This is a genomic window from Streptomyces sp. NPDC026301, from assembly GCF_055567935.1.
The window spans coordinates 246,629-272,208 of sequence record NZ_JBVHPN010000004.1 but is presented as its reverse complement, the minus strand read 5'-3'; the positions used below and the strand labels follow the sequence as shown (position 1 = coordinate 272,208).

Here is a 25,580-nt window from a genome sequence, read left to right as displayed (position 1 = left end):
GGTCACTTGAGCCTGCTTGAAGCCAGGATGGACACGAGGTGGAGCAGCGTCTGGACGAGCGCGATGCCGGCCAGCACGGCGACGCCGAGCCGCGAAAAGAACAGATCGCCCCTGACCGCGTCCAGGATCGCCAGGACCAGGATCAGCAGGGACGCCTCGATCCCGAGGATCAGCCGGTGGAACTTCAGCGCCCCGGCGGCCTTGCGGGCCAGCGCCATGCCGGACGAGCGCGGCTCGGACGCCGCCTCCTTGACCGGCGGCAGCCCGGCCTGGTGGCGGGCGACGCCGACGAGGTCGGTCTCGGCCTTGACCAGGATGGCGCCGAGGGCCGCGAGCGTACCGAGGAAGGCCCACAGCCAGTCGATCCGCCCGGAGCCGAACAGGTCGGCGGCGCGCAGGCCGAAGCCGACCAGGACCGCGGCGTCGCACAGGTAGGCGGCGACACGGTCCAGGTACACCCCGGCCATCGAGTACTGCTTCTTCCAGCGGGCGATCTCGCCGTCGACGCAGTCGAGCAGCAGATAGAGCTGGACCATCACCACGCCGAGCACGGCGCCCGTGATGCCCGGCACCAGGAGGGCCGGGGCGGCGAGGGCGCCGGCGGCGGTCATCACGTAGGTCAGCTGGTTGGGCGTGACCCGCGTGTTCACCAGGTGCCGGTCGATGCGCAGCGAGATCTCGCGCATGTAGAGCCGGCCGCCCCAGTGCTCACCGCTCCGCCGGTCCTTCACCCCCTCCGGGTGAACGACCGGCCGGAGTTCAGCTACCGATGGTTTTGGCATAGTCGGCGTATGCGTCCCTGATCTGATCGGCGGACAGGTCCAGGTGTTCCAGGATCGTGTAGCGACCGGGGCGGGTCTTCGGGGCGAACTCCACGACCTGCACGAACTCCTCGTCCGTGAAACCGATCTCGCCCGGCGTGACCGGCAGGCCGTGCCGCTGCAGCACCTGGACCATCAGCGCGGACGTCTCCTTGTCCCCGCGCAGGTGCGTGGCGAACGCGGCACCGAGGCCGCACTGCTCGCCGTGGCTCGCAGCCCGCTTGGGGAAGAGGATGTCGAACGCGTGGTTGATCTCGTGGCAGGCCCCGGAGGCCGGCCGGCTGTCGCCCGCGACGGACATCGAGATGCCGGTGAGGACCAGGCCCTCGGCCAGCACCTGGAGGAACTTGTCGTCGCCGACGCCGCCCGGGTGGCGCAGCACGGCCTCGCCGGCCTGGCGCGCCATGGCGGCGGCCAGCCCGTCGATGTCCTCGCCGGTCTCGCGGTGCGAGAGCTCCCAGTCCGCGACAGCGGAGATGTTGGAGATCGCGTCGCCGATGCCGGAGCGGACGAACCGTACGGGGGCCTCGCGGATGATGTCGAGGTCGATGACCACGGCGATCGGGTTCGGCACACCGTACGAGCCGCGGCCCGCGTCGTTGTCGAGGGTGGCGACCGGCGAGCACAGGCCGTCGTGCGACAGGTTCGTCGCGACGGCGACCAGCGGCAGGCCGATGCGGGCGGCGGCGAACTTGGCGCAGTCGATGATCTTGCCGCCGCCGAGGCCCACGACCGCGTCGTAGTGCCCCTTCTTCATGGCGTCGGCGAGCTTGATCGCGTCGTCGAGCGTGCCACCGCCGACCTCGTACCACTCCGCGCCGGGCAGCGCGGGGGACAGCCGCTCCCGCAGCCGGGCGCCCGAACCGCCGGAGATGGCGATCGCGAGCTTCCCGGACGCGGAGATGCGCTGATCGGCCAGCAGGCCCGCCAGGTCGTCCAGCGCGCCCGCGTTGATGTCAACGACGACCGGGGACGGGATGAGGCGGGTCAGTACTGGCATGCGATTTCACGGCCCTTCGCGAGGTCGTCGTGGTTGTCGATCTCGACCCACTTGACGTCGCCGATCGGGGCCACGTCGATCCGGAAGCCGCGGTTCACGAGCTCCTGGTAGCCGTGCTCGTAGAACTGCTGCGGGTCCGTCTCGAAGACCGTCTTCAGGGCGTCGGCCAGCTCGTCGGCGGCCTCGCCCTCGATGAGGGTCAGGCCGATGTACTCGCCGGTCGCCTCGGCGGGGTCCATCAGCTTGGTGATCTTCGTCATGCCCTTCTCGGGGTCGACGACGACCTTCATCTCCTCTTCGGCCAGGTCCTTGACCGTGTCCAGCGCGAGGATGATCTTCTTGCCGTCGCCGCGCGCGGCGAGCAGGGTCTTCTCGACGGAGACCGGGTGCACGGTGTCGCCGTTGGCGAGGATCACGTCGTGCTTGATCGCGTCACGGCCGCACCACAGGGAGTAGGCATTGTTCCACTCCTCGGCCTTGTCGTTGTCGATCAGCGTGAGCTTGAGGCCGTACTTCTGCTCCAGGGCCTCCTTGCGCTCGTACACGGCCTCCTTGCGGTAGCCGACGATGATCCCGACCTCGGTCAGGCCGATCTCGGCGAAGTTGCCGAGGGTGAGGTCCAGAATGGTCGTGTCGCCATCGACCGGCACCAGAGCCTTGGGCAGGGTGTCGGTGTAGGGACGCAGACGCCGTCCGGCGCCGGCCGCCAGCACGAGGCCGATCATGCGGGTTCTCCTTCGTCGTGTACGGCGGGTGCATGAGAGGACACCCAGAAGCGGATGCTCTCAGTGAGCACCAGCAGCGCCAGGGCCCCCGCGAGGACCGTGAGCGCGATTGTGAAACCTGAGGTGGGCAGTGCGGCCGCGGCGATCGAGACCACGAGGGCACGGCCCTCGTGTCCGCCGGTCGCCCGCACCAGAGAGCGCGGAGGCGCGCCGCTGCCGCCGCGGATGCGGTACACCGTGTCGTAGTGATGGTAGGCGACCGCGGCCACCAGCCCGAATGCCGCCGGCAACGCCCCGTTCACCTCGGAACGGGCCGCAATCACCAGAATCGCGACGTACTCGCCGACGCGGAAGAGCGGCGGCACGAGCCAGTCCAGCGCGCCCTTGAGGGGGCGGGCCACGGCGAGGCCGGAGAGTACGGCGTACACCAGCGCGGCGACGCAGACCCAGGGGCTGCCCCAGCCGGCGAAGGCGGCGGTGGCGATCATCACAGCGGCACCGACGGCGGCGATCACGGGGGCCGCGAAGCCGGGGAGCTTGCGGGCCGCGCCCTTGAAGGCGGCGGCGAAGCCCTCGCCGAGCGGCCCGGAGTCGCCGAGGTCGGCGAGGGCCTGCGCTGCCCGGTCGGTACGGCGCGCGCGGCGGGTCAGCGAGCGCAGCACCCGGCCCGCTGTGGTGTAGCAGCCGGCCAGCGCGCAGCCGATGAGCAGCACGTAGAAGACGATGCGGGGCGTCGTGACGGCCGTGAGGACGGCGATCAGGGCCCAGCGCTCGCCGATGGGCAGCACGATCATCCGGCGGGCCCAGACCGTCCAGCCGACGCTGTCGAGCTTGTCGGAGAGCGCCGCGGTCGGGCTGGTGTTGGCGGTGGCGTCGTGGTTCGCCTCGTTGAAGGAGAAGTCCACGACGTGCCGGACCGTCTGCAGCACCATCGCGCCCAGCGCCAGCGCCCAGACGTCATCGCCGCCACGCGCCGCGCCCAGCGCCAGGCCCGCGTAGTACGCGTACTCCTTGGCCCGGTCGAACGTCGCGTCCAGCCAGGCGCCCATCGTCGAGTACTGCAGGGAGTAGCGGGCGAGCTGCCCGTCGGTGCAGTCCAGGACGAAGGAGAAGAGGAGGAGCAGGCCCGCGGCGATGAAGCCGGCGCGGGTCCCGGTGGCCGCGCAGCCCGCCGCGATCAGCGCGGTGAGCAGGGACGCGGTGGTGACCTGGTTCGGCGTCAGGCCGCGCCGCGCGCACCAGCGGGCGAGGTAGCGGGAGTACGGGCTGATGCAGTACGTCGTGAAGAACCCGTCGCGGGACTTCACCGCGGTACGCAGGCGTACGGCCTCGTCGTCCACGGCGCTCACCGCGGCCCGCGCCTCATGGCGCTGCTGTGCGCCGGAGGGTACGGAAGCGACCAGCGAGCCGAGCTCGGGGCGGTGCACCGATACGCCCTCGGCGTCCAGCGTCTCCGCGACGGCGTCCGGGAGCCCGTCGGCGGAGCCCGCCGTGGCGAGCGCCCGGGTGAGCGCGGCGCGCGCCTCGGGCTGCGCCGTGAGCGCGCCGGTGACCGCGGCGGCCGGGAAACGCGGGTCGGTCAGCGCCAGCCGCAGGCTGTGCAGGTGGCCGACGAACCGCGGGTCGACCAGGGCGACCCGCCGGCCTGCCGGGACCTCGGCCAGCAGCCGGGCCGCCTCGGCGGCGTCGGCCGCGCTGCGGACATCGAAGCCCAGCTCGCGCAGGTCGCCTTCGAGCGGCGACCCGGCGACCGGCGCACCGGTGAGGATTGCGGTCGACAGACGAATTCACTCCCTGAATGCTGGCAAGGCCGCCGGCCGGTCCGCATTCGGTACGAACTACCCGGGCAGCAGTCGTGGCACACCTCGGGCCCCGGAGGGGTCGGTGGCACGTCGGCAGAGGTTATCGGATCGCCGGATGCGGCCGTTCACCACGCATTCACCGGGCGGTGGCCGTCCGGCGGTGGCGTCTGCCGCGATCATCATGGTCGATCTTGCCGTCGATGAACAACTGCGGCCCTGGTTAGGGTGCCGGTTATGACATGGCTGATCACAGGTGGGACGGGTTATATCGGCGCGCATGTGGCGAGGGCCATGGCGGCGGCGGGAGAGAAGGTCGTCGTACTGGACGACGTCTCCAGCGGATTCCCCGAGCGGCTGCCCGCCGGGGTGCCGCTGGTGCGCGCTTCGGTACAGGACCGTGACGTGGTGGACGCCACGCTCGCGGAGCACGGCGTGACCGGCGTCATCCACCTCGCCGCGAAGAAGCAGGTCGGTGAGTCGGTGGAGCAGCCGCTGACGTACTACCGGGAGAACGTGCACGGGCTGACCGTGCTGCTGGAGGCGGTGGCGGCGGCCGGGGTGCAGCGCTTCGTGCTCTCCTCCTCGGCGGCGGTCTACGGGATGCCGGATGTGGACCTGGTCACCGAGGACACCCCGTGCCTGCCGATGAACCCTTATGGCGAGACCAAGCTCGCGGGCGAGTGGCTGGTGCGCGCCGCGGGCCGGGCGCACGGCATCGCGACCGCGTGCCTGCGGTACTTCAACGTCGCGGGCGCGGCGGCGCCGGAGCTGGCGGACGTCGGGGTCTTCAACATCATCCCGATGATGTTCGAGAAGGTCACGGCCGGTGAGCCGCCGCTGATCTTCGGCGACGACTACGACACCCCCGACGGCACCTGCGTCCGCGACTACATCCACGTCGAGGACCTGGCCGACGCGCACGTCGCCGCCGCACGGCGGCTCACCGGCCAGGAAAGCCCCGGTGACCTCACGCTCAACGTCGGCACCGGCCAGGGCGTCTCCGTACGGGAGATGGCGGACCTCGTCCTCGGGATCAGCGGCCGCTCGGACCTGACGCCCGTCGTCGAGGGACGGCGGGCCGGCGACCCGGCGCGGGTGGTCGCCTCCTGCGAGCTGGCCACCAAGGAGCTGGGCTGGCGCGCGCGGCACGGCATCGACGCGATGATCGCGTCGGCATGGGAGGGGTGGTGCCTGCGGCATCCGGAGGCACGTGGGGTGACGCGAGACGGCGCTCGGTCCGCCTGAGACGGCGCGCGGCCCCTGCTGTGCGCCGTGCGTTCTGCCACGCCGCACACGGGGCGTCGCCGTACGCCTGATACGGGCGCTACTAGGGCAGACTTGACCATCGAGGACCGAGGAAAACGCGAAGGATGGGCATGCCGATCACACCTGCCAACGGACAGACCACCGGGGCCGCCGCGATGACCGCGACAGACACGGCCGCCGAGCCGATCATGCTGGAGTTGGTGGACGAGGACGGTAGAACGATCGGCACGGCGGAGAAGCTCGCCGCCCATCAGGCGCCCGGGCAGCTGCACCGGGCCTTCTCCGTCTTCCTCTTCGACGAGCAGGGCCGGCTGCTGCTGCAGCGCCGGGCGCTGGGGAAGTACCACTCCCCCGGCGTGTGGTCCAACACGGCCTGCGGCCACCCGTATCCGGGCGAGAAGCCCTTCGCGGCCGCGGCGCGGCGCACCGCCGAGGAGCTGGGCATCGCCCCGTCGCTGCTCGGCGAGGCCGGCACCGTGCGCTACAACCACCCGGACCCGGAGTCCGGGCTGGTCGAGCAGGAGTACAACCACCTCTTCGTGGGCCTGGTCCGGGACACTCCGGAGCCGGACCCCGAGGAGGTCGGGGAGTACGCCTTCGTGACGCCGGACGAGCTGAACCGGCGGCACTCCGAGGCGCCGTTCTCGGTGTGGTTCATGACCGTGCTGGACGCGGCGCGCCCGGCGATCCGTGAACTCACAGGGACGACTGCGGGCTGGTAGCAGCGGCCACCTGGGCGAGCGGCAGTTCGGCCCATACGACCTTGCCGCCGCTCGCCGTGTGTTCCACGCCGCACTTCCCGCCGGCCTCCGTCGTGATCATCTTGATCAGCCAGAGGCCGCGGCCGCCGAGGTCCTCCTCGTCGGCCTCCAGCGCCTTGGGGCGGTAGGGGTGGTTGTCCTCGACGGCGATCCGCACCCAGTCGGCGCCGACGGCCAGCTCGACGGTGATCTGCGGGGAGAGCAGGGCCGCGTGCTGCACCGCGTTGGTGACCAGCTCGGACGTGATCAGTAGCAGGCCGTCCACGATGTCGGGCCCCGCGGGCACGCGCTGGTCGCCGAGCAGATCCCGTACCGCGTGCCGCGCCTGTGGCACCGAGGACTCCAGTGCCGGAGCGGTGAACCTCCAGACACCTTCGTACGCGAGCGGGGCGGTCAGCTCCTCGGGTTCGCACGCGAGCGGGGCCGTCAGCTCCTCGGGGGGTTCGGCTGGGGGTCCGGAAGGCATCCTCACCCTTCGAGTGTTGGGAATCCCACCGTCCGGACTGGGCTGCTGACGAAAAGTCAGCACTTATCGACAGCTTCCGATCGCTTTTGTGCGCTGCGATCACGCCGGGGATCGACTCTGACCCTTTTGTTCCCGTTTCAAGAACTGCCGGGAAGGGATGCCTTTCTCCCGCTTCGCCCCGGACCGACCGGAGCGCCGTCTCCGCGGACCGCCCGCGCATACGCCAGAGGCCCCTTCCCGAAGGAAGGGGCCTCTGACACGCACTGTTGCGGCAGTAGCGGGGACAGGATTTGAACCTGCGACCTCTGGGTTATGAGCCCAGCGAGCTACCGAGCTGCTCCACCCCGCGTCGGTGAACACAACCTTACGGGTTCCGTGCCACAGGGCCAAATCCATTACCGGACGCCGTACGGCGGCATCCGGTCAGCGCCCTCCGGCGGGCCCGCGCGCCGGGCCCGCGCGGTCAGCGCTCGGCGACCCGGCCGTCCGCCACCTCGATCCGCCGCGTGGTGTGCACGGCGTCCAGCAGCCGGCGGTCGTGGCTGACCAGCAGCAACGTGCCTTGGTACGACGCGAGCGCGGACTCCAGCTGCTCGATCGCCGGGAGGTCGAGGTGGTTGGTCGGCTCGTCCAGTACGAGGAGGTTCACCCCGCGGCCCTGGAGGAGGGCGAGCGCCGCCCGGGTCCGCTCCCCCGGCGACAGCGTGGCCACCGGGCGCAGCACGTGCCCGGCCTTGAGCCCGAACTTCGCCAGCAGCGTGCGGACGTCCGCCGGCGCCATCTCGGGGACGGAGCGGCGGAAGGCGTCCAGGAGCGGCTCACCGGCCGCCTCCGGGCCCTGGAAGAGCTGCCCGCGGGCCTGCTCGATCTCCCCGACGAGCACGCCCGGCCCCAGATACGCCTGGCCCTCGTCCAGCGGGAGCCGGCCGAGCAGCGCGCCGAGCAGTGTCGACTTGCCCGAGCCGTTCGGGCCGGTGATCGCGACCCGGTCCGCCCAGTCGATCTGCAGGTCCACCGGGCCGAAGCGGAAGTCGCCGCGGTCCAGGCAGGCGCCGCGCAGGGTGGCGACGACGGCCCCGGAGCGCGGCGCTGCCGCGATCTCCATCCGCAGCTCCCACTCCTTGCGCGGCTCCTCGACGACGTCCATCCGCTCGATCATGCGCTGGGTCTGCTTGGCCTTGGCGGCCTGCTTCTCGGTGGCCTCCACCCGGGCGTTACGGCCGATCTTGTCGTTGTCGGGAGCCTTGCGGCGGGCGTTCTTGACGCCCTTCTCCATCCAGTTGCGCTGGAGGTGGGCGCGCGCCTCCAAGGACGCCCTGGTCTCGGCGTACTCCTCGTACTCCTCGCGGGCGTGCCGGCGGGCCCGCTCGCGCTCCTCCAGATACGCGGCGTACCCGCCGCCGAAGGTGTTCACCTGCTGCTGGACCAGGTCCAGTTCGACCACCCGGTCCACGGTCCTGGTCAGGAACTCGCGGTCGTGGCTGACCAGGACGGTCCCGGCGCGCAGCCCGGTCACGAACCGCTCCAGCCGCTCCAGGCCGTCCAGGTCCAGGTCGTTGGTGGGCTCGTCGAGCAGGAAGACGTCGTACCGGGAGAGGAGGAGGGAGGCGAGCGAGGCACGGGCCGCCTGGCCGCCGGAGAGCGAGGTCATCGGCTGGTCCAGGCCGACCGCCAGGCCCAGCTGGGCCGCGGTCTCCTCGGCCCGCTCGTCGAGGTCGGCGGCGCCGAGCGCGAGCCAGCGCTCCAGGGCCTCGGCGTACGCGTCGTCCGCGCCCGGCTTCTCCTCGACCAGCGCCTGGGTGGCCTCGTCCAGCGCGAGCTGGGCGTCGGCGACGCCGGTGCGGCGGGCGAGGAAGGCGCGCACGGACTCCCCGGGGCGCCGCTCGGGCTCCTGCGGGAGGTGGCCGACGGTCGCGGTGGCGGGGCTCAGCCGCAGCTCGCCCTCCGGCGGGGCGTCCAGCCCCGCGAAGAGCCGCAGCAGCGTGGACTTACCCGCTCCATTGGCACCGACCAGCCCGATCACCTCACCCGGCGCGACGACGAGGTCGAGCCCGGAGAAGAGCGTGCGGTCGCCGTGCCCGGCGGCGAGATTCTTGGCAACGAGGGTGGCAGACATCAGACGGCGATCGTAGCGGCGGGGCGGGTGGGGGGTCGCGCGGCTATTGGGGCGGGGTGCGGGGGCCGCGTGCGCGGCCGGGGTACGGGGGTGGGATGCGGGGGTGGGGTGCGGGGCGGGGCGCCGCGGGGCCTGGCTGTGCGGGGCCGGTGTCGGTGCGGGCGGTGTGCGGGGCCGGTGTCGGTGCGGGCGGGGTGTGCGGGGCCGGTGTCGGTGCGGGCGGCGGGCGCGGTCGGCCGGGCACGTGGTCCGTGGCGCCCGGCGTGGTGGTGATCACGGTCCCCGGGTCGGGACGCGGTCGGTCGTGCCGCTTTACGATCCCCTCCATGAACCCAGGGCTCAGCACGCGTGTCAGTGACGGCACCGCGACCGTGACCATCGGCAATCCCGCCAAGCGGAATGCCATGACGGCCGGCATGTGGCGGGCGGTTCCGGAGCTGGTGGAGCGGCTGGCCGCGGACCGGGCCGTACGCGTGCTCGTGCTGACCGGCGAGGGGAACACCTTCTGCGCGGGCGCGGACATCGGGTCGCTGCGGGAGTCGGGGGACGAGAACCGGGGCCTCGCGCAGGCCGCCGAGGAGGCGCTCGCCGCCTTCCCCAAGCCGTCGCTGGCCGCGATCCGCGGCTACTGCGTGGGCGGCGGCAGCCAGCTGGCGGCAGCCTGCGACCTGCGGTTCGCCGAGGAAGGCGCGCTGTTCGGCGTCACGCCGGCGAAGCTGGGCATCGTCTACCCGGCCGCGTCCACACAGCGGCTGGTGCGGCTGGTCGGTCCGGCGACCGCCAAGTACCTCCTGTTCTCGGGTGAGTTGATCGGCTGTGAGCGGGCGCTGCGCACCGGGCTCGTGGACGAGGTGCTGCCGGAGGGTGAGCTGGACAAGCGGGTCGCGGACTTCGCGGCCGTGCTGGCGAGCCGGTCGCAGCTGACCCAGGCGGCGGCGAAGGAGTTCGCCGACGGCCCCGCGAGCGCGGAGCGGAGCGCGTACTGGGAGGAGCAGGCGCGCGGCAGCGGCGACACGGCGGAGGGCGTCACCGCCTTCCTGGAGCGCCGGGCGCCGCGCTTCGACTGGACGGCGTGAGCCCCGGCCGACGACGGCCCCCCTCGGTCCCCCGGCCCCCCCGGCGCCTCACGGCTCCCCGGCTCCCCGGCTCCCCGGGGCTCAGCCGAAGGACACCCGGTCCAGCCAGAAGTCCAGCAGCTCCGCGTCGCCTATGACCTGTATCCCGTCGCCCCGCGGTGACCGGCGGCGGTAGATCGTCAGCAGCAGCTCGGTGAGCGGTCCCCGGACGGCGACCGCCGCCTTCTCGTGCGCCCGGCGCCAGGTGATGGCGTCCCCCGTCAGGTCGACCACCCACTCGGCCCCGGCCTCGGGCGCGGTGTCCGTGGCATGGAAGTGCAGCGTGCGGCCGGGGCCCAGCAGCTCGCGCAGCTCCGGGTGGTACTCGAACATCACCGGCAGCGAGCCGAGCTCCAGCCACTCTTCGACTGCATCCAGCGCCACCTCCTCGTCGAGGACGTACTCCACGCCCAGGGCCAGCGCGGCATCGGCCCGGTGGATCGCCGTCTCGTGCGTGAAGCGGCGGGCGAAGAACGTCGAGCCCTGCCCGGCGTCACCAGGGAGCGGGGTCCACATCTCCGCGTCGGGTCCCGCCTCGCGCAGCGCGTCCGCGAGCAGCCCGACGCCCTCGGCGAGCCAGCCGTCGAGCTCGGCCGGGTCCTCGCCGACGTACGGGGAGAGATCGCGGAAGTGCTCGTCGGGCAGCGGCTCGGTCGCCCCGCTCCGCACCAGGTCCGCCGCCCAGCGCTGCGCGCCGCCGAGGTGGCGCAGCAGTTGGTTGACGGTCCAGCCGGGGCAGGAGGGCACCGGCCGCGAGAGGTCGGCGCCCTTGATGTGGGATCGCAACAGGTCGGTCTGCGCCACGATTTCGGCGCGGTGTCGGTCATAGCGCAGTCGGGTCATGGAACGCACCGTAGACCCCGCCACTGACAATCCCGCTGACCTCGGCGTTCGCGCCGACCGCGGTCAGTTCGCCGGGGCGGGACGGCCCTTCGGCACCAGCCCGCTGTCGCCGCGCAGCCGCTCGACGATGCCGGCCGGGGCCTTCGCCGGGGAGCCGCTGTCGTACGGCGGCTGCGGGTCGTACTCGATGGTCAGCTGCACCGTCTGCGCCAGCTCGTCGCCGCCCAGCCGGCCGAGCAGGCTCAGGCCCATGTCGATACCGGACGACACCCCGGCCGCTGTCGCGTACTTGCCGTCGAAGACGACCCGCTCGCCGGTGGGTTCGACGCCGTACTCCTTGAGCCGGTCGAGCGCGAGCCAGTGGGAGGTGGCGCGCCGGCCCTTGAGCAGCCCGGCGGCGGCCAGCAGCAGCGACCCCGTACAGACGGACGTGGTCCAGGTGGTGGCGGCATCGACGGTACGCAGCCAGTCGAGCAGTGCGTCGTCCGTCAGCAGGGCCGACTGGTCGGGACCGCCCGGCACGACCAGGATGTCGGGGCTCGTCACCTCGTCCAGCGCCGCTTCCGCGACCATGGCCAGCTGCCCGCTGTCGTTGCGCACGGGTCCGGTGCGCTCGGCCACGAACACGGTCTCGGCCCCCGGGAGACTCCGCAGGGTCTCGAAGGGCCCGATGGCGTCGAGCGCGGTGAAGCGGTCGTAGAGAAGGATCGCGATCTGCATGAGATTCCTTTCACAGGTGGTCAACTTGTCCGCGCGTGCGGCCGGAACCGGCGCCGGTACTCCGCCGGGCCGGCGCCGAGGGCGCGCACGAAGGCGCGGCGCATGGCTTCGGGGGTGCCGTAACCGCAGCGCCGGGAGACGCGTTCGATGCCGTCGGTGGTGTCCTCGAGAAGCCGGCGCGCGGCCTCCAGCCGGACTCTGTCGACATAGCGACCTGGCGTCATGCCGACTTCGTCGCGGAAGGCTCGGGCGAAATGGCGAGGTGAGAGCCCGCAGCGGGCCGCCAGCGCCTCGACGGAGAGGTCGGCTGCCGGATTGCCCGTGATCCAGTGCTGCACCTCGCGCAGCGGCGGGCGCTCCGCGGTCTGCGCGGCGAGCTGGGCGCTGAACTGCGTCTGATTGCCGGGTCTGCGCAGGAAGACGACGAGATGGCGGGCGACGGTCAGCGCGACCTCCCGGCCGAGGTCCTCCTCCACGAGGGCCAGCGCGAGGTCGATGCCCGACGTGACGCCGGCGGACGTCGCCAGGTCGCCGTCCCGGATGAAGATCGGCTCGGCGTCGACGTCGACGCCGGGAAAGCGGTCGGCCAGCGCGTCGCTCAGCGCCCAGTGCGTGGTGGCGCGGTGCCCGTCCAGCAGCCCGGCGGCGGCCAGCAGGAACGCGCCCGAGCACACCGAGACCTTGCGGCGGGCCCGCGGCGCCCGCGCCCGCAGCCAGTCGACGAGCCGCGGGTCGGGGTCACGGGTGCCCTCTCCGCCCGGCACCAGGAGGGTGTCCGGCGGACCGGCGTCCGGCAGCGCGAGGTCCGGGGTGATCCGCAGGCCGCTGGAGGTGCGGACCGGCCCGCCGTCGAGCGTGGCGGTACGCACCCGGTAGGCGCCGGGCGCGCAGCGGTCCGCGCCCGTGAAGACCTCCAGCGGGCCGGTGACGTCCAGGCTCTGGACGTCGTCGAAGAGAACGACCAGTACGTCGTGCGGTGGCATGGCCCCATCCTGGGCGGGCGGCCGGATGGCGGCAATGACGACTTTCCCACCTTTCCTGCCATGCCGAGTGCACCTCCCGTCCTTCCGGCCCGGCCCCTCTTCACACCGCCCCGCCCTACCAGGCATACCGACGGGTCGGTAACGTGCCGCCATGACCACAACGGCTTCCCCGCAGGACCGCTCCGCGCTGCCCGACCGCGCCGGACGACGCTGCCACAACGTCATCAACCCGCTGCACTCCACGGTGTACTTCTCGCCCGACTTCCCCGAGGAGCTGGCGAAGCTCGGCATCGAGGAGCGCAGCACCGCTTACTTCCTGGGGCGGGCCGCCGCCATGGGCCCGGTGGGCCCCGGCGTCATCGCCGCGACGTTCTACAACTTCAAGTACGAGCTGATCGCCCGGCACATCCCGGACGCCTGGGCGACCGTCAGCCCGCAGCAGGTGCTCGACGCGCGGCTGCGCGCGGCCGACAGCACGCTGCGCCGGCTGCTGGGCGACGAGCTGGTGGAGTCCGACAGAATGGCCGAGGCCGCAGGGCTCGCGCTGCGCGCCGCCGAGGCGTGTTCCCGGCACGCCCGGCCCCTGTACGCCGCCCACGCCGACCTGCCCGTACCGGACGCGCCGCACCTGGCGTACTGGCACGCCGCGACCCTGCTGCGCGAACACCGCGGCGACGGCCACCTCATCGCGCTCGCCGACGCCGGCCTGGGCCCCCTGGAGGCGCTGGCCTCGCACACCGCCAGCGGCCGTGGCATGAGCACCAAGTGGATCCTGGCGACCCGCGGCTGGTCCGCCGAGGAGTGGCAGGGCGCGCGCGACGGGCTGCGCGAGCGCGGCATCCTGGACGCGGACGGCGGCCTGACGGAGGCCGGTACGCAGCTCCGCGCCGACCTGGAGGAGGCCACCGACCGGCTCGACGCGGCCCCGTACGAGCACCTCGGTGCCGAGGGCGTGGCCCGGCTGACCGAGCTGGCCACGGAGTTCACCACCACCGCGGTCGGCAACGGGGCGTTCCCCGCCGACCTGTTCGGCCAGGGCTGAGCCCGGCACCGGGGCGGGCGGCCGGGGTACGGCGGCCCGCCCTGTAGTGCCGTGCCTCTTGTCACACCTGTGGCCTCCTGCCCGGGTCACGCGACAGGCTCTGCCGCGACCCTGCACAATGCAGGCTCAAGCACAGCGCGAGAAGGCAGGTCGGGAGCATCGTGACGGCAACCACCGAGTCCACCGGACCCACCCAGGCCCCCGGGGCCGCCGGGGCCCTCGGGTCCATCGAGAGCAGGATCGCCGGGGAGCTCGGCGTCAGGGAGCGGCAGGTGAAGGCCGCGGTCGAACTGCTCGACGGCGGCTCGACCGTGCCGTTCATCGCCCGGTACCGCAAGGAAGCGACGGAGATGCTCGACGACGCGCAGCTGCGCGCGTTGGAGGAGCGGCTGCGGTACCTGCGGGAGCTGGAGGAGCGCCGGACGGCGGTACTGGAGTCCGTACGCTCCCAGGGCAAGCTGGACGCGGCCCTTGAGGCGCAGATCCGGGGCGCGGAGTCCAAGGCCCGCCTGGAGGACATCTACCTGCCGTTCAAGCCCAAGCGGCGGACGAAGGCTCAGATCGCCCGTGAGGCCGGTCTGGAGCCGCTCGCGGACGGGCTCCTGAGCGACCCGGCGGTGGAGCCGCAGGCAGCCGCAGCGGCGTTCGTGGACGCGGACAAGGGCGTGGCCGATCCGGCCGCGGCCCTCGAAGGCGCGCGGGCCATCCTCACCGAGCGGTTCAGCGAGGACGCGGACCTCATCGGCGAGCTGCGCGAGCGGATGTGGACCCGGGGGCAGGTGGCCTCGAAGGTCCGCGAGGGCAAGGAGGAGGCGGGCGCCAAGTTCGCCGACTACTTCGACTTCGCCGAGCCGTTCACGGAGCTGCCCTCGCACCGCGTCCTGGCGATGTTCCGCGGCGAGAAGGAGGAGGTCCTCGACCTCTCGCTGGAGCCGGAGGCCGAGCCGGCCGAGGGCCGGACGGCCTACGAGCAGGCGATCGCCCACAAGTTCGGGATCGCCGACCGCGGTCGCGCGGCCGACGGCTGGCTGCTGGACACCGTGCGCTGGGCCTGGCGCACCCGCGTCCTGGTCCACCTCGGCATCGACCTGCGGCTGCGGTTGCGCCAGGCCGCCGAGGACGAGGCGGTACGGGTCTTCGCGTCGAACCTCCGCGATCTGCTGCTGGCCGCGCCGGCCGGCACGCGCGCCACGATGGGCCTGGACCCCGGCTTCCGTACGGGCGTGAAGGTCGCCGTCGTGGACGCGACCGGCAAGGTGGCCGCGACGGACACGATCTACCCGCACGTGCCGCAGCAGAAGTGGGACGCCGCGCTGGCCACTCTGGCGAAGCTCGCCCGTGAGCACGACGTGGAGCTCATCGCGATCGGCAACGGCACGGCCTCGCGCGAGACGGACAAGCTGGCCGCCGACCTGATCGCCGCGCAGCCGGAGCTGAAGCTGACGAAGGTGATGGTGTCCGAGGCGGGCGCCTCGGTGTACTCCGCCTCCGCGTTCGCCTCGCAGGAGCTGCCGGAGCTGGACGTGTCGCTGCGCGGCGCGGTCTCCATCGCGCGCCGCCTCCAGGACCCGCTGGCCGAGCTCGTCAAGATCGACCCGAAGTCGATCGGCGTCGGTCAGTACCAGCACGATCTGTCCGAGGTGAAGCTGTCACGCTCCCTGGACGCGGTGGTCGAGGACTGCGTGAACGGCGTGGGCGTGGACGTCAACACCGCCTCGGCGCCGCTGCTCTCGCGGGTGTCGGGCATCGGCTCGGGGCTGGCGGACAACATCGTGGCGCACCGCGACGCCAACGGCCCGTTCCGTACCCGCAAGGCGCTCAAGGACGTGGCGCGGCTGGGCCCGAAGGCGTACGAGCAGTGCGCGGGCTTCCTGCGCATCCGGGGCGGCGACGACCCGCTGGACGCCTCCAGCGTGCACCCGGAGTCGTACCCGGTGGTGCGGCGGATCGTCACTGCAGCGGGCAGCGACGTGCCCTCGCTGATCGGCAACACCGGCGTGCTGCGCACCCTGAAGCCGGCCGACTTCGTGGACGACTCCTTCGGCCTGCCGACGGTGACGGACATCCTGGGCGAGCTGGAGAAGCCGGGGCGCGACCCGCGGCCCGAGTTCAAGACGGCGACCTTCAAGGAGGGCGTCGAGAAGATCGGCGACCTGCAGGCCGGGATGCTGCTGGAGGGCGTCGTCACGAACGTCGCCGCCTTCGGTGCCTTCGTCGACATCGGCGTCCACCAGGACGGGCTGGTGCATGTCTCGGCGATGTCGAAGACGTTCGTGAAGGACCCGCGTGACGTGGTGAAGCCGGGCGACATCGTGCGCGTGAAGGTGCTCGATGTCGACATTCCGCGCAAGCGGATCTCGCTGACGCTGCGGCTGGACGACGACCACACGGCGGCCGCCGGTCAGGGCGGCCAGGGCGGCGGCCGTGGCGGCGGACGGCGCGAAGAGCGCGGCGAGCAGCAGCAGCGGCGCGGCGGCGCCCCGCGGCAGCGGCAGGGCGGCAGCCAGGGCAGTGGCCAGGGCCGGCGCGGTGGCGGCAACGGCGGCAACGACCGCGGCGGGCGCGGCGGCGGCCGGGACGCGGCCCCCGCGAACGGCGCGATGGCCGACGCGCTGCGCCGCGCGGGCCTGCTCGGCAAGGACAAGGGCGGGCGCTGACGGTCCTCCGGAGGCGGGGGGGGGGGGGGGGGGAAGAAGCCCCCCACCCCCCCCCCCCCCCCCCCCCCCAAACCCCCCCCCCCCCCCCCCCCCCCCCCCCCCCCCCCCGCCTCCGTACGTCTCAGACCGCCCCCGCGTACCCCCGCATCCGTTCCAGTTCCGCCGCGACGTCGCTGAGCGTGGCGCAGTCGGGGGCCGACTCCAGGGCGGGCGGCGGCAGCGGCCGGGGGCGGTGGCGGCGCGGCGCGTTCAGCGCGGCCGCCATGTCCGTGAGGACGAGGCACAGCCGCCGCGCGTCCTCCTCGCTGGGCCGCTGCGCGCCCTGGTCCAGGCGGACGGCCGCCGCCGTGGTCGCGTCCACGATGCGCTCGGCGGCCTTGACGACGGTCGGCCAGTCGGGGTCGCCGCGGCGGTGCGCGAGCAGCTCAGCAGCCGCCGTCTCGGCGGCCGTACGGGCCTCGCCCAGCGCCTGGTAGGCCGCCCGGCGCAGCGCCAGCCGCTCCCCCGTGTCCGTGCCGGGCTCGGTCGCGAGGACCTGCCGCAGGTACGCCTCCGTGCAGTGCAGCGCGGCCCCGACCCGCGGCCCGACCCGGCGCCGCGGGTCCGCCAGCCGCGGCAGGTGACCGACGACCAGCACGATGAGGCAGGCGATCGAGGTGTCGACGATCCGCTCGGGCGCGGCCTCCGGCGCGCCGCTGACGTGCACGAACGACAGCACCATGAGCGTGATGGCGACGGTCTGCAGGGCGAAGTGCCGGGTCGCGAAGGGCAGCAGCGCGCCGCCCGCCGTGGCCATCACCACGGGCCACCACGCGCCGGGCAGCGCCAGTCCGGCGAGGGCGAAGACCAGCACGCCGCAGGCGGTACCGGCGAAGCGGTTGACCGTACGGGAGAACAGCGGGCCGAGGTCGGGCTTGACGAGGAACGTGGCGGTGGCGGGCAGCCAGTACCAGTGCTCGGCGCGCAGCAGCAGCGCCATGGCCGTGCAGGCCGCGATGCAGATGCCGACCCGCAGGCCGTAGTCGCGCCCGGCGGGCCCGAAGACGCGGCGGCCGGGCCCGCGCCGCCAGGCGAACACGCCCGCGACGCCGCGCGCGAAGGAGGCCCAGCGCCCGGTCTCGAACGCCGCGCGCGACCCGAAGGGGGCCCAGGCGCCACTGTCCTCGGACACGCCGCGCTCGCTGCTGTCCTCCTCCAGTACGCCGCGTTCCGAGGCGCCTACGGGAGCGGCGGGACGCAGCCCCCGAAGGAGCCGCTCGTCCGTCGCCCCCGCCGCGGTGCCGCCCGCCGGCGGCTGGGTGCGCGCGAAGACCACCGCCGCGTCGAGCAGCGCCCGGTCGAAGGCGCTGCGGGCGGGCGTGGAGGTCTCGGGCGCGGGCAGCCGGCCGGGAGGGCGCCCGGTGCGCAGCGCCCGGGAGAGGGCCCGCGGCCCCTCGGCGACGCGGGCGGGCAGCGGCCGGGCCTCCCACAGCAGGGCGACGCTGGCCTCGCAGAGCGTGGTGGCGGCGGCGAAGCGTTCGATGAGCCGGCGCTCGTCGGTACGGGGCCTGCGGCGCAGCAGCCGGCGCAGCCGCATGGCCTCGTCGGCCCGGTCCAGCGCCGTGGTCAGCCGGCGCCTGGCCGGTTCGGCGCCCGGCGTGCCGACGGCCGTCAGCGCGTCGGCGAGCGCGTCGAAGACGGTGGCCACGGCCGCGCGCTCGCCGCTGAGCGAGCCGCCCGGGGGCCGCGGCGAGCGCAGCACCAGCCGCAGCAGGAGCAGCCAGCCCGCGCCGGCCAGCGTCAGCAGGCCCTTGGTCCACGGCTCGAGCTGCGGCAGCGGCATGCCGGCGCCGAGGATCGCGGCGGCCAGCATCTGCATCCCGGCGGTGGAGCGCACGGGTCCGGCGACGCTGCCGGCGCCGGAGACGAATCCGATGCCGAAGAGGGCGAGCACCAGCCACCAGCCGACGTCCGCGAGCGAGGCGCCGGCGAACATGCCCAGGGCGACGGCCAGCGCGGGCAGCCCGATGTGCACGACGCCCCTGCGCCGGGTGCCGGGCCGGTCGTTGACGCCCGCGAGCATCGCGCCCAGGCCCGCGAGGACGCCGGCTGCCGGGTGTCCGGTGGCGATGCCCGCGCCCAGCAGCGGCCCGGCGCACAGCGCCCCTCTGACCACCGCCGGCCACGGCACGGGCAGCCGCTGCCACTGGAAGGGGTGGGCGAGCCAGACGGGTACGGCGCGGGGCATGAGCCTCCTTGAGTCGGCTGCGTACGGATGCGGGACGGTGCGTAGGGGTCTGCGCTGCGTACGAGTACGGACGGTCCGTGGGGCGTCGTCGGCCGACGGTCTGCTGGTACCAGCCTAAGTGCCGGGATTGTCCGGGTCGCTGCCGGAGGGTTAAGTCAAGATCACAAACCACCGAAGAGACTCCGGATACGGTCCTCGATACGGTCCTCGCATGACGAACGATGTGATCGTGGTGGGAGCCGGTGTCACCGGCCTGACCTGCGCCGTCCAGCTCGCCGAGACCGGCCGCGCGGTCCGGGTGGTCAGCCGGGACCAGGGCGCCGGTACGACGTCCTCCGTGGCGGGCGGGCTGTGCTGGCCGTACCGCATCCTCCCGGAGGAGGCAGCGGTCGAGTGGTCGGTGCGCGGCTACGAAGCGCTGGCGGGCCTCGCGGAGACCGAGGGCGCGGGCGTACGGATGGTGGCGGGCACGATGGCGGCGGCGTCGGTCCCGGACCGCTGGCGGGACGCCGTACCGGGGCTGCGCGCCGCGCGCCCTGAAGAGCTGCCCGCCGGGATACCTCTGGGCCTGCGGGCCCGCACCCCGTTGGTGGACATGCCGACGCACCTCGCCTACCTGGAGCGGCGGCTGGCCGCGGCGGGCGGCACCGTGGAGCGGCGCCCGGCCGACTCCCTGGACGCGCTGGCCCGGGAGGCCGGCGCGGTGGTGAACTGCTCGGGCCTGGGCGCCCGCGACCTGGTGCCCGACCCGTCAGTACACCCGGTGCAGGGCCAGGTGGTGATCGTGGAGAACCCGGGCATCGAGGAGTGGTTCGTCGCCGCCGACGGCCACACGGACGTCACGACGTACGTGCTGCCGCAGCCGTACGGCGTGGTGCTCGGCGGCACCGCCGTGGAGGGCGCGTGGTCCACCGAGCCGGATCCGGCGGTCGCCGAGGCGATCGTGGAGCGCTGTGCCCGCATCCACCCCGGGCTGGCCGACGCGCGGATCCTCGCGCAGCGGGTGGGGCTGCGCCCGGCCCGGCCCGCGGTGCGCCTGGAGGCCGAGCGGCTGCCCGGCGGCAGGCTGTGCGTGCACAACTACGGGCACGGCGGCGCGGGCGTCACGGTGGCGTGGGGCTGCGCCGACGAGGTGCTCCGGCTGCTGGAGGCGGCGGCCTGAGCGCGTCCGAACACGCGGGAGCGGAGGGCACAACGGCCCTCCGCTCCGATGACGCGCCCGTGGATCAGTCGGGGATCAGTCGCTGATCAGTCCTTCCCCGTACCCGCCGGAGCAGGGCCGTCCGTGTCGCTGACGACCGTCGTCTCCTTCGCCGAGCCGCCGGTGGCCGGCCCGATCCGGATCTCGAAGTCGCCCTCGTACTTCTCGTGTCCGGCCACGACCGCGGCCTCGATGACCTCCTCGCCGATCTGGCCGCGGACGATGAGCGGATCGCTCCGCAGGTCCTTCAGCAGCGCCCAACACATCATGATCATGACCAGGGTGAACGGCGCGGCGACCAGGATCGTGAGGTTCTGCAGGCCCGTGAGGGCGTCACCGCTGCCGCCGCCGATGAGCAGCATGATCGCGGCGACCGCTCCGGTGACCACGCCCCAGAAGATGACGACGGGCCGGGTGGGCTCCATCGTTCCCTTCTGGGACAGGGTGCCCATCACGATGGACGCGGCGTCCGCACCGGACACGAAGAAGATGCCGACCAGGATCATGACAAGCACGCTCATGAGAGTGGCGACCGGGTACTGGTGCAGCACATCGAAGAGCTGGCCCTCCACGGAGGAGGTGTCCGACAGCTGCTTGTGCTCCTTCAGGAACATCGCGGACTCGCCGAAGATCGCGAACCAGATGAGGCTCACGACGCTGGGCACCAGGATGACGCCGCCGACGAACTGACGGATCGTGCGGCCCCGGCTGATGCGCGCGATGAACATGCCCACGAAGGGCGTCCAGGAGATCCACCACGCCCAGTAGAAGACCGTCCAGCTGCGCAGCCAGGCGTCGACGCCCGCACCGCTGCTGGCGCCCGTACGGCCGGCCAGCTGCGGCAGTTCGTCGAAGAAGGTGGCGACGCTGGTGGGCACCATGTTCAGGATGAGGATGGTCGGCCCCGCGATGAAGACGAAGACGGCCAGGATCAGCGCCAGCACCATGTTGATGTTGGACAGCCACTGGATGCCCTTGGCGATGCCGGAGACCGCGGAGAGGATGAACGCGACCGTCAGCACGGTGATGATGGTGACCAGCAGGGTCGTGCTGACGCTGTCCTTCCAGCCGAGCACCTTGATACCGCTACCGATCTGCAGCGCCCCCAGACCCAGCGAGGCGGCCGAGCCGAAGAGCGTCGCGAAGATCGCGAGGATGTCGATGACCCGGCCGCCCGCTCCGTTGGCCCGCCGGGCCCCGATCAGCGGTGTGAAGACGGCACTTATCGTCTGCCTGCGGCCCCGCCGGAAGGTGCTGTACGCGATGCCGAGCCCGACCACCGCGTAGATCGCCCACGGGTGCAGCGTCCAGTGGAACAGCGTGGTGGCCATCGCCGTGTCCATGGCCTGCGCGGCGTCATCGGGGTGGGTGCCCGGCGGCGGGGTGCTGAAGTGCCCCAGCGGCTCGCTCACGCCGTAGAACATCAGGCCGATGCCCATACCGGCGCTGAACATCATCGCGATCCAGGAGACCGTACGGAACTCGGGCCGCTCGCCCTCCGCTCCGAGCGTGATGCGTCCGTACTTGCTGATCGCCAGCCAGATCGCGAAGATCACAAAAGCGGACGCGGCCAGGACGAAGGCCCAGCCGCCGTTCTTGATGACCCAGTCGAGCATCGTGCTCGACGCGTTCTCGAGTGACTTGGTGGAGGTCGCTCCCCAGACGATGAAGGCCAGGGTGAGCAGTGCCGTGACGCCGAAGACCGTGCGGTCGGTCCGGGCGGGCAGGGCACGTTGCGCCTCCGAGGGCAGATCGATCGGGGCCGTTGGCCCGCTCCCGCCCTCCGTTTCGTTCTCTCTGTCCGTCACGTGGTGACCTTTCGATGGGCTGGATTTCTCCTGGCCATTACCCCCTACCACAGTTCAACACCCGGTTGACGGCTTCGCGTCCGTAAGGTGATCTGCGGATCGTGCGTCGAGCAGCAGGGGCACCAGCGCGCGCAGGGGCTGGCGCAGCCGGACGAGGGCGCCGTCGCCGTCACGCTCGACCCGTATGCCGTGCAGCGCGAGTTCGTCACCGACCTCCGCATAGCTCTTCTCGTCCAGCCGGTAACCGCACGGCGGGTCCTGGAGGGTCTGCTCGTCCGTCGCCGGGTCGTTGTCGGCGCCGCCGAAGTAGACGGGCCCGCGGTCCGCGTAGCCTGCCAGCCGCGCCGCGGTGGTGGCCGCCTCGATCCGGCCACGGCGCTCCCCGAGGAAGGCGAACGCGCCCTTGAGCCCGGCGAGCTGGGAGCTCACCCGGCGCCGGTTGTTCACGGCCGGATCGTCCTTCTCGGCCTGGGTGAGCGGCGTCGTACGGGTCTCGACGAGCAGCCCGACGGAGTTCTTCACGCCTGCCGTGTTGCGCAGGATGCGCTCCTGTCCGTCGCCCGCCACCTGCTTGACGGGCTCGCCGGTCTCCGGATCGGTCCAGATGCCGTAGATGCCGGTACTGAAGCCGCTGTCCTGCACGGTGGGGCGTACGTATCGCTCGGAGAGCGTGCCGGCCTCCTCGTGCACCGCGTCCGGGGTGTTGAGGCTGCGCGGCCACAGGGACAGCAGGTCCTTGTCGTAGTACGGCGGGGTGGCTCCGTACTCGTGCAGGTCATAGATCGTGTCGGGGCGGTAGTCGCGGAATACCGTGGCCATCGTGCGGGCCTCGGCGGTCTTCAGGGCGAGGTGGTCGCGGTTGATGTCCACGCCGTCGGAGTTGCCGCGGGTGTTCGCGGCCCGGCCCTCGGGGTTGGCGGTCGGGAGGACGAGGACGCTGGTGTGCTCCAGGAAGCGGCGGGTGGCCGCGTCGGTGGCGTAGGCGAGGTTTCGTACCGTGGACAGGCACGCCTCGCGCCCGGAGGGCTCGTTGCCGTGCTGGGAGCAGATCAGCAGGACGGAGTTGCCGCGGCGTACACGGTCGGCGGTGGGCGGCTGTGCGGCGCCGATGCGGACGAGCTGGAGCGGGCGTCCCTGTTTCGTCGAGCCGATGCGGTCGACGCGCGTGCGCGCGCTGTCCCGGTCGACGCGGGCGAGGAACTCCTGCTCCTCGGGCTGGGTGGTCCAGCGCGCGCCGTCGCTGGTCTCGAAGCCGGTACGAGGGCCGTCGCTGGTCTCGAAGCCGGTACGGGGGCCGTCGTGCGCGGTGGCCGCGGCCGCTGCCGGGGCGGGACCGGCCAGGAAGGCCGTGGTGAGCGCGGTGGTGACGGCGCCGAGGAGCGCGGCGCGGAATCTGTACCTCACGAAGCGGTGCCTCCCATAGGTGGAGCGGACAGGGTGCTCCGGGCCGGGGCCACATGCGTACGATGCGGCCCCGGCCCGGTGGTCAGCGGGCGTCCGGCACGGGCCGGCCGAGGCGCGGCGCGTCCAGTCCGGCGAGCGGCCCTGCCCCGGTGTGCGGGGCCTTCGGCGTACCGGAGAGGGCGTGCGCGGCGCCCGTCAGCGGCAGTTCGGCCTTGGTGCGGGACAGGTCGAGGGTGAGCGTCGGGCGGGTGGACGGCGGGTCGATGAGCCCGGCGTCCGTGCCGCCGACGATCAGCGCGAGGCGGTGCCCGGCGGGCACGACATGGTCGGTGGCGGCCAGGTCCAGGGTGATCGTGTACGGCTTTCCGGGCGTCAGCGGACGGCCCTTGTGCGGGTCGGCGTACGTGCCCAGATCGGCCCAGCCGCGGCTGAAGACGGTCTGCTGCACTTTCTCGGTGTCGGGCGCGGTCTCCTTGAAGCAGGCGCTGTCGCCGTCCCGGCTCGCGCCCCAGCAGGTGCGCCGGTCCAGCGTGGTGATGCCTTCGCCCTGGCCCGCGTAGTCGCGGATGGTGGCGGGGCCGAGGTCGACCAGTACGGCCGACAGGTGGGCGGTGGCGGTGGACGGGGTGGCGGTCACGGTGACCTTGCCGGAGCCGGACAGGCGCAGCGGTGCCGCCAGCGGCGCGGTGCTGAACGCGGCCTTCTCCGCGGTCGGCTGGTCGGCGTGCGCCGCCCAGTCGGTCTCGCTCAGCTTCGGGTCGTCGGTGAAGGTCTCGGTCGCGCCGGACGGGGCCGGCCGGCTGCCGAGCACGCCGACACCGGGCGCGTCGCCCGTACCGGGGCGCAGGGTGGTCCGGGCGGCCGTGCCGGGCGCGGGCCAGACGCGGTCCGTCGACCACTCCCCCGGCGCCCGCTCGATGTCGGCCATCGGGGCGCGGTCGACGCCGTTCTCGTAACCCATCAGGTAGTGATCGAACCACCGGTGCAGGGCGGGAACCCAGTCCTCGCGCCGGAAGTCGAACGGATCGACGTGCCCGGTCTGCGAGAGCCAGATCTTGCGCTCCACCCCGTGCTTCGCCAGCGCGTCCCACCACTGCCCGAAGTGCTTGGTGCGGACATTGAGGTCCTGCATGCCGTGCACCACGAAGACGCTGGCCTTCACCTTGCGCGCGTCCTTCACGTAGTCGCGCGCGGACCACAGGTCCGTCCAGTCACCGTTGCGCGGCGCGCCGTCCACGAGCTGCTTCTGGACGGCGGCGCAGCGGTCGCGGGCCGCGGGGCTCTCGACGTAGTCCGACAGCCACTCGGGGCCGGAGTCGTAGAGCGGCGCGCCCTGGGAGAAGTAGTAGTCGTACCAGGAGGAGATGGCGCCGATGGGCACGATGGTCTTGAGGTTCGGCACACCGGTGGCGGCGACGCCGTTGGCCACCGTGCCGTCGTAACTCTTGCCGATCATGCCGGTCCTGCCGTTGGACCAGTCGGCGGTGACCCGTTTCCCGCCGGTACGGGCGTCGTACGCGCGGGCCCGCCCGGCCAGCCAGTCCACGACGGCCTTGGCGGACTGCACGTCGGAGCGGCCGCCGACGTCCACGCAGCCGTCGGAGCGGTTGGTGCCGGCCAGGTCGACCAGGACCGTCGCATAGCCGCGCGGCACGAAGTAGTTGTCGTAGAAGAGCGGGAACTGCACGGGGCGGCCGTCGGCGCCGTAGGTCTTCTTCTGGCTCTCGTTGCCGCGGCCGCAGCAGGAGTAGTACGGACTCGCGTCCATGATCACGGGTATGCGGCGGCCCTGCTGCGCGGGTTCGCGGGGCCGGACGATGTCGACGGCGACCCGGTCGGTCCTGCCGTCCGAGTCGCCGTCGATCTTCGTGTCCACCCATACCGACTCGCGGATGGCGCGGTCGTAGGAGTACACGGGTCTGCTCTCACCGGTGACGGCCCGCGTCTCACCGGTAGTGGCCCGCGCGCTGTCGGCGGGTGGGAGCAGGACGGCCAGCAGGGCGGCGGTGGCCGCCACGACGAACGCCTGCCACGGTATGCGGCCCAGCCGCGTGCGTATGGTCACCCGCGGGACCGTAGCGCGGGCTCCCGGGGCGACGTAAGAGTCTGTGTCCGAACGGAAATGGCTTACTGATCGGTGCCGGAGGACTGGCCGGAGTTGTCGGCGCACTGCTGGTTCTGCGGGGAGGCGAGGACGTTGACGTCCTGGACCGTGACCGGCACCAGGATGCCCACCAGCGATCCGACATTGGCCTTCGCCGGCACCCCGAGGCACAGCGCGTTCAGCGTGCCCTGGACCGCCCCGAACTGCGCGCTCAGTTTTCCGTGGGTCGTCGAGTTGCCGAACGCGGACTGCGCGCCGTTGCCGCTGAGGCTGGTCGGGCCGTCGCCGATCGCGACGGCGCTGCCGGCTCCGCCGGCGATCGCCGCGGCGGCGAGGCCGCAGGCGGTCATGGTGCTACGGATGTACATGGCTCTCTCCACAGGATGATGCTGCGCCAAAGCCAGGAGTACATCCTGCGGTGCGGTGCGTGCACACCCATTCACCTGATCGTCGGCGTGCCCAAGACAAGCCTTCAATAGACAGGACTTCCCTACGTAGCAGGCAGGGAAGTGACCATGA

The 25,580-nt window shown here is 72.7% G+C and carries 20 protein-coding genes and 1 tRNA gene; 6 read left to right on the top strand and 15 right to left on the bottom strand.

Annotation, left to right across the window (positions count from 1 at the left end; genetic code table 11):
• Positions 1–2: 2 nt before the first annotated feature.
• The 4 genes from ACZ4MH_RS09100 to ACZ4MH_RS09085 are packed head-to-tail and all read right to left on the bottom strand — an operon-like array spanning position 3 to position 4,327.
• Positions 3–782, bottom strand: a complete 780-nt coding sequence (locus tag ACZ4MH_RS09100) for a CDP-alcohol phosphatidyltransferase family protein (RefSeq protein ID WP_351598713.1) — start codon at positions 780–782, stop codon at positions 3–5.
• Positions 760–1,821: an iron-containing alcohol dehydrogenase family protein gene (locus ACZ4MH_RS09095; protein WP_351598711.1), complete on the bottom strand. Its 1,062-nt coding sequence runs from the start codon at positions 1,819–1,821 to the stop codon at positions 760–762. Before ACZ4MH_RS09095 ends, ACZ4MH_RS09100 begins: the two co-directional genes overlap by 23 nt.
• Entirely contained in the window at positions 1,809–2,546 is a 738-nt protein-coding gene (locus ACZ4MH_RS09090) for a phosphocholine cytidylyltransferase family protein (RefSeq protein ID WP_351598709.1), read from the bottom strand. The genes ACZ4MH_RS09095 and ACZ4MH_RS09090 overlap by 13 nt, the downstream gene beginning before the upstream one ends.
• Entirely contained in the window at positions 2,543–4,327 is a 1,785-nt protein-coding gene (locus ACZ4MH_RS09085; RefSeq protein ID WP_351598727.1) for a DUF5941 domain-containing protein, read from the bottom strand. The genes ACZ4MH_RS09090 and ACZ4MH_RS09085 overlap by 4 nt, the downstream gene beginning before the upstream one ends.
• 255 nt (positions 4,328–4,582) lie before the next feature.
• Between ACZ4MH_RS09085 and galE the strand changes: the two genes are divergently transcribed.
• Entirely contained in the window at positions 4,583–5,593 is a 1,011-nt protein-coding gene (gene galE / locus ACZ4MH_RS09080; RefSeq protein WP_351598707.1) for a UDP-glucose 4-epimerase GalE, read from the top strand.
• A gap of 131 nt (positions 5,594–5,724) precedes the next feature.
• Positions 5,725–6,336 (top strand): isopentenyl-diphosphate Delta-isomerase, encoded by a 612-nt coding sequence (gene idi, locus ACZ4MH_RS09075; RefSeq protein WP_351598705.1) that lies wholly within the window; start codon positions 5,725–5,727, stop codon positions 6,334–6,336.
• On the opposite strand, the gene ACZ4MH_RS09070 is transcribed toward idi, so the two are convergent.
• The 3 genes from ACZ4MH_RS09070 to ACZ4MH_RS09060 form a co-directional block, all read right to left on the bottom strand.
• Positions 6,311–6,841, bottom strand: a complete 531-nt coding sequence (locus tag ACZ4MH_RS09070) for an ATP-binding protein (RefSeq protein ID WP_351598703.1) — start codon at positions 6,839–6,841, stop codon at positions 6,311–6,313. The two genes, idi and ACZ4MH_RS09070, sit on opposite strands and share 26 nt — an antisense overlap.
• Positions 6,842–7,116: 275 nt before the next feature.
• Positions 7,117–7,190 (bottom strand) — tRNA-Met (locus ACZ4MH_RS09065).
• A gap of 114 nt (positions 7,191–7,304) precedes the next feature.
• On the bottom strand, positions 7,305–8,957 hold the full coding sequence (locus ACZ4MH_RS09060) for an ABC-F family ATP-binding cassette domain-containing protein (protein WP_351598701.1): 1,653 nt from the start codon (positions 8,955–8,957) through the stop codon (positions 7,305–7,307).
• Between the two features lie 326 nt (positions 8,958–9,283).
• Here ACZ4MH_RS09060 and ACZ4MH_RS09055 point away from each other — a divergent pair, with 326 nt between their 5' ends.
• The gene (locus ACZ4MH_RS09055) at positions 9,284–10,033 is read left to right on the top strand and encodes an enoyl-CoA hydratase/isomerase family protein (RefSeq protein WP_351598699.1); all 750 of its coding nucleotides are present in this window, start codon (positions 9,284–9,286) and stop codon (positions 10,031–10,033) included.
• A gap of 81 nt (positions 10,034–10,114) precedes the next feature.
• Here ACZ4MH_RS09055 and ACZ4MH_RS09050 read toward each other — a convergent pair whose 3' ends face one another.
• The 3 genes from ACZ4MH_RS09050 to ACZ4MH_RS09040 form a co-directional block, all read right to left on the bottom strand.
• Positions 10,115–10,915, bottom strand: coding sequence for a maleylpyruvate isomerase family mycothiol-dependent enzyme (locus ACZ4MH_RS09050; RefSeq protein ID WP_351598697.1), 801 nt, complete (start codon positions 10,913–10,915; stop codon positions 10,115–10,117).
• Positions 10,916–10,978: 63 nt separating this feature from the next.
• The gene (locus tag ACZ4MH_RS09045; protein ID WP_351598695.1) at positions 10,979–11,635 is read right to left on the bottom strand and encodes a DJ-1/PfpI family protein; all 657 of its coding nucleotides are present in this window, start codon (positions 11,633–11,635) and stop codon (positions 10,979–10,981) included.
• A 20-nt stretch (positions 11,636–11,655) separates the two neighbouring features.
• Positions 11,656–12,618 carry a GlxA family transcriptional regulator gene (locus tag ACZ4MH_RS09040; RefSeq protein WP_351598693.1) on the bottom strand — a complete coding sequence of 321 codons (963 nt, stop codon included), beginning with the start codon at positions 12,616–12,618 and terminating at the stop codon, positions 11,656–11,658.
• Between the two features lie 151 nt (positions 12,619–12,769).
• Between ACZ4MH_RS09040 and ACZ4MH_RS09035 the strand changes: the two genes are divergently transcribed.
• Positions 12,770–13,660 carry an SCO6745 family protein gene (locus ACZ4MH_RS09035; RefSeq protein ID WP_351598691.1) on the top strand — a complete coding sequence of 297 codons (891 nt, stop codon included), beginning with the start codon at positions 12,770–12,772 and terminating at the stop codon, positions 13,658–13,660.
• Positions 13,661–13,821: 161 nt separating this feature from the next.
• Positions 13,822–16,317, top strand: a complete 2,496-nt coding sequence (locus ACZ4MH_RS09030; protein ID WP_467754426.1) for a Tex family protein — start codon at positions 13,822–13,824, stop codon at positions 16,315–16,317.
• Between the two features lie 121 nt (positions 16,318–16,438).
• Here the strand turns inward: ACZ4MH_RS09030 and ACZ4MH_RS09025 are convergent, their stop codons facing one another.
• Complete coding sequence (locus ACZ4MH_RS09025; RefSeq protein ID WP_467754425.1) at positions 16,439–18,544, bottom strand: FUSC family protein; 2,106 nt, start codon at positions 18,542–18,544, stop codon at positions 16,439–16,441.
• 211 nt (positions 18,545–18,755) lie between these two features.
• Here ACZ4MH_RS09025 and ACZ4MH_RS09020 point away from each other — a divergent pair, with 211 nt between their 5' ends.
• Positions 18,756–19,706 carry an FAD-dependent oxidoreductase gene (locus tag ACZ4MH_RS09020; RefSeq protein WP_351594839.1) on the top strand — a complete coding sequence of 317 codons (951 nt, stop codon included), beginning with the start codon at positions 18,756–18,758 and terminating at the stop codon, positions 19,704–19,706.
• Positions 19,707–19,792: 86 nt separating this feature from the next.
• On the opposite strand, the gene ACZ4MH_RS09015 is transcribed toward ACZ4MH_RS09020, so the two are convergent.
• From ACZ4MH_RS09015 to ACZ4MH_RS09000, 4 genes are all read right to left on the bottom strand, one after another.
• On the bottom strand, positions 19,793–21,553 hold the full coding sequence (locus ACZ4MH_RS09015; RefSeq protein WP_467754424.1) for a BCCT family transporter: 1,761 nt from the start codon (positions 21,551–21,553) through the stop codon (positions 19,793–19,795).
• A gap of 54 nt (positions 21,554–21,607) precedes the next feature.
• Positions 21,608–22,957, bottom strand: a complete 1,350-nt coding sequence (locus ACZ4MH_RS09010) for a M14 family metallopeptidase (RefSeq protein WP_351594836.1) — start codon at positions 22,955–22,957, stop codon at positions 21,608–21,610.
• An 82-nt stretch (positions 22,958–23,039) separates the two neighbouring features.
• Positions 23,040–25,016: a Xaa-Pro dipeptidyl-peptidase gene (locus tag ACZ4MH_RS09005; protein ID WP_467754441.1), complete on the bottom strand. Its 1,977-nt coding sequence runs from the start codon at positions 25,014–25,016 to the stop codon at positions 23,040–23,042.
• A gap of 68 nt (positions 25,017–25,084) precedes the next feature.
• Positions 25,085–25,429, bottom strand: a complete 345-nt coding sequence (locus ACZ4MH_RS09000) for a rodlin (protein ID WP_467754423.1) — start codon at positions 25,427–25,429, stop codon at positions 25,085–25,087.
• Positions 25,430–25,580: the final 151 nt, after the last annotated feature.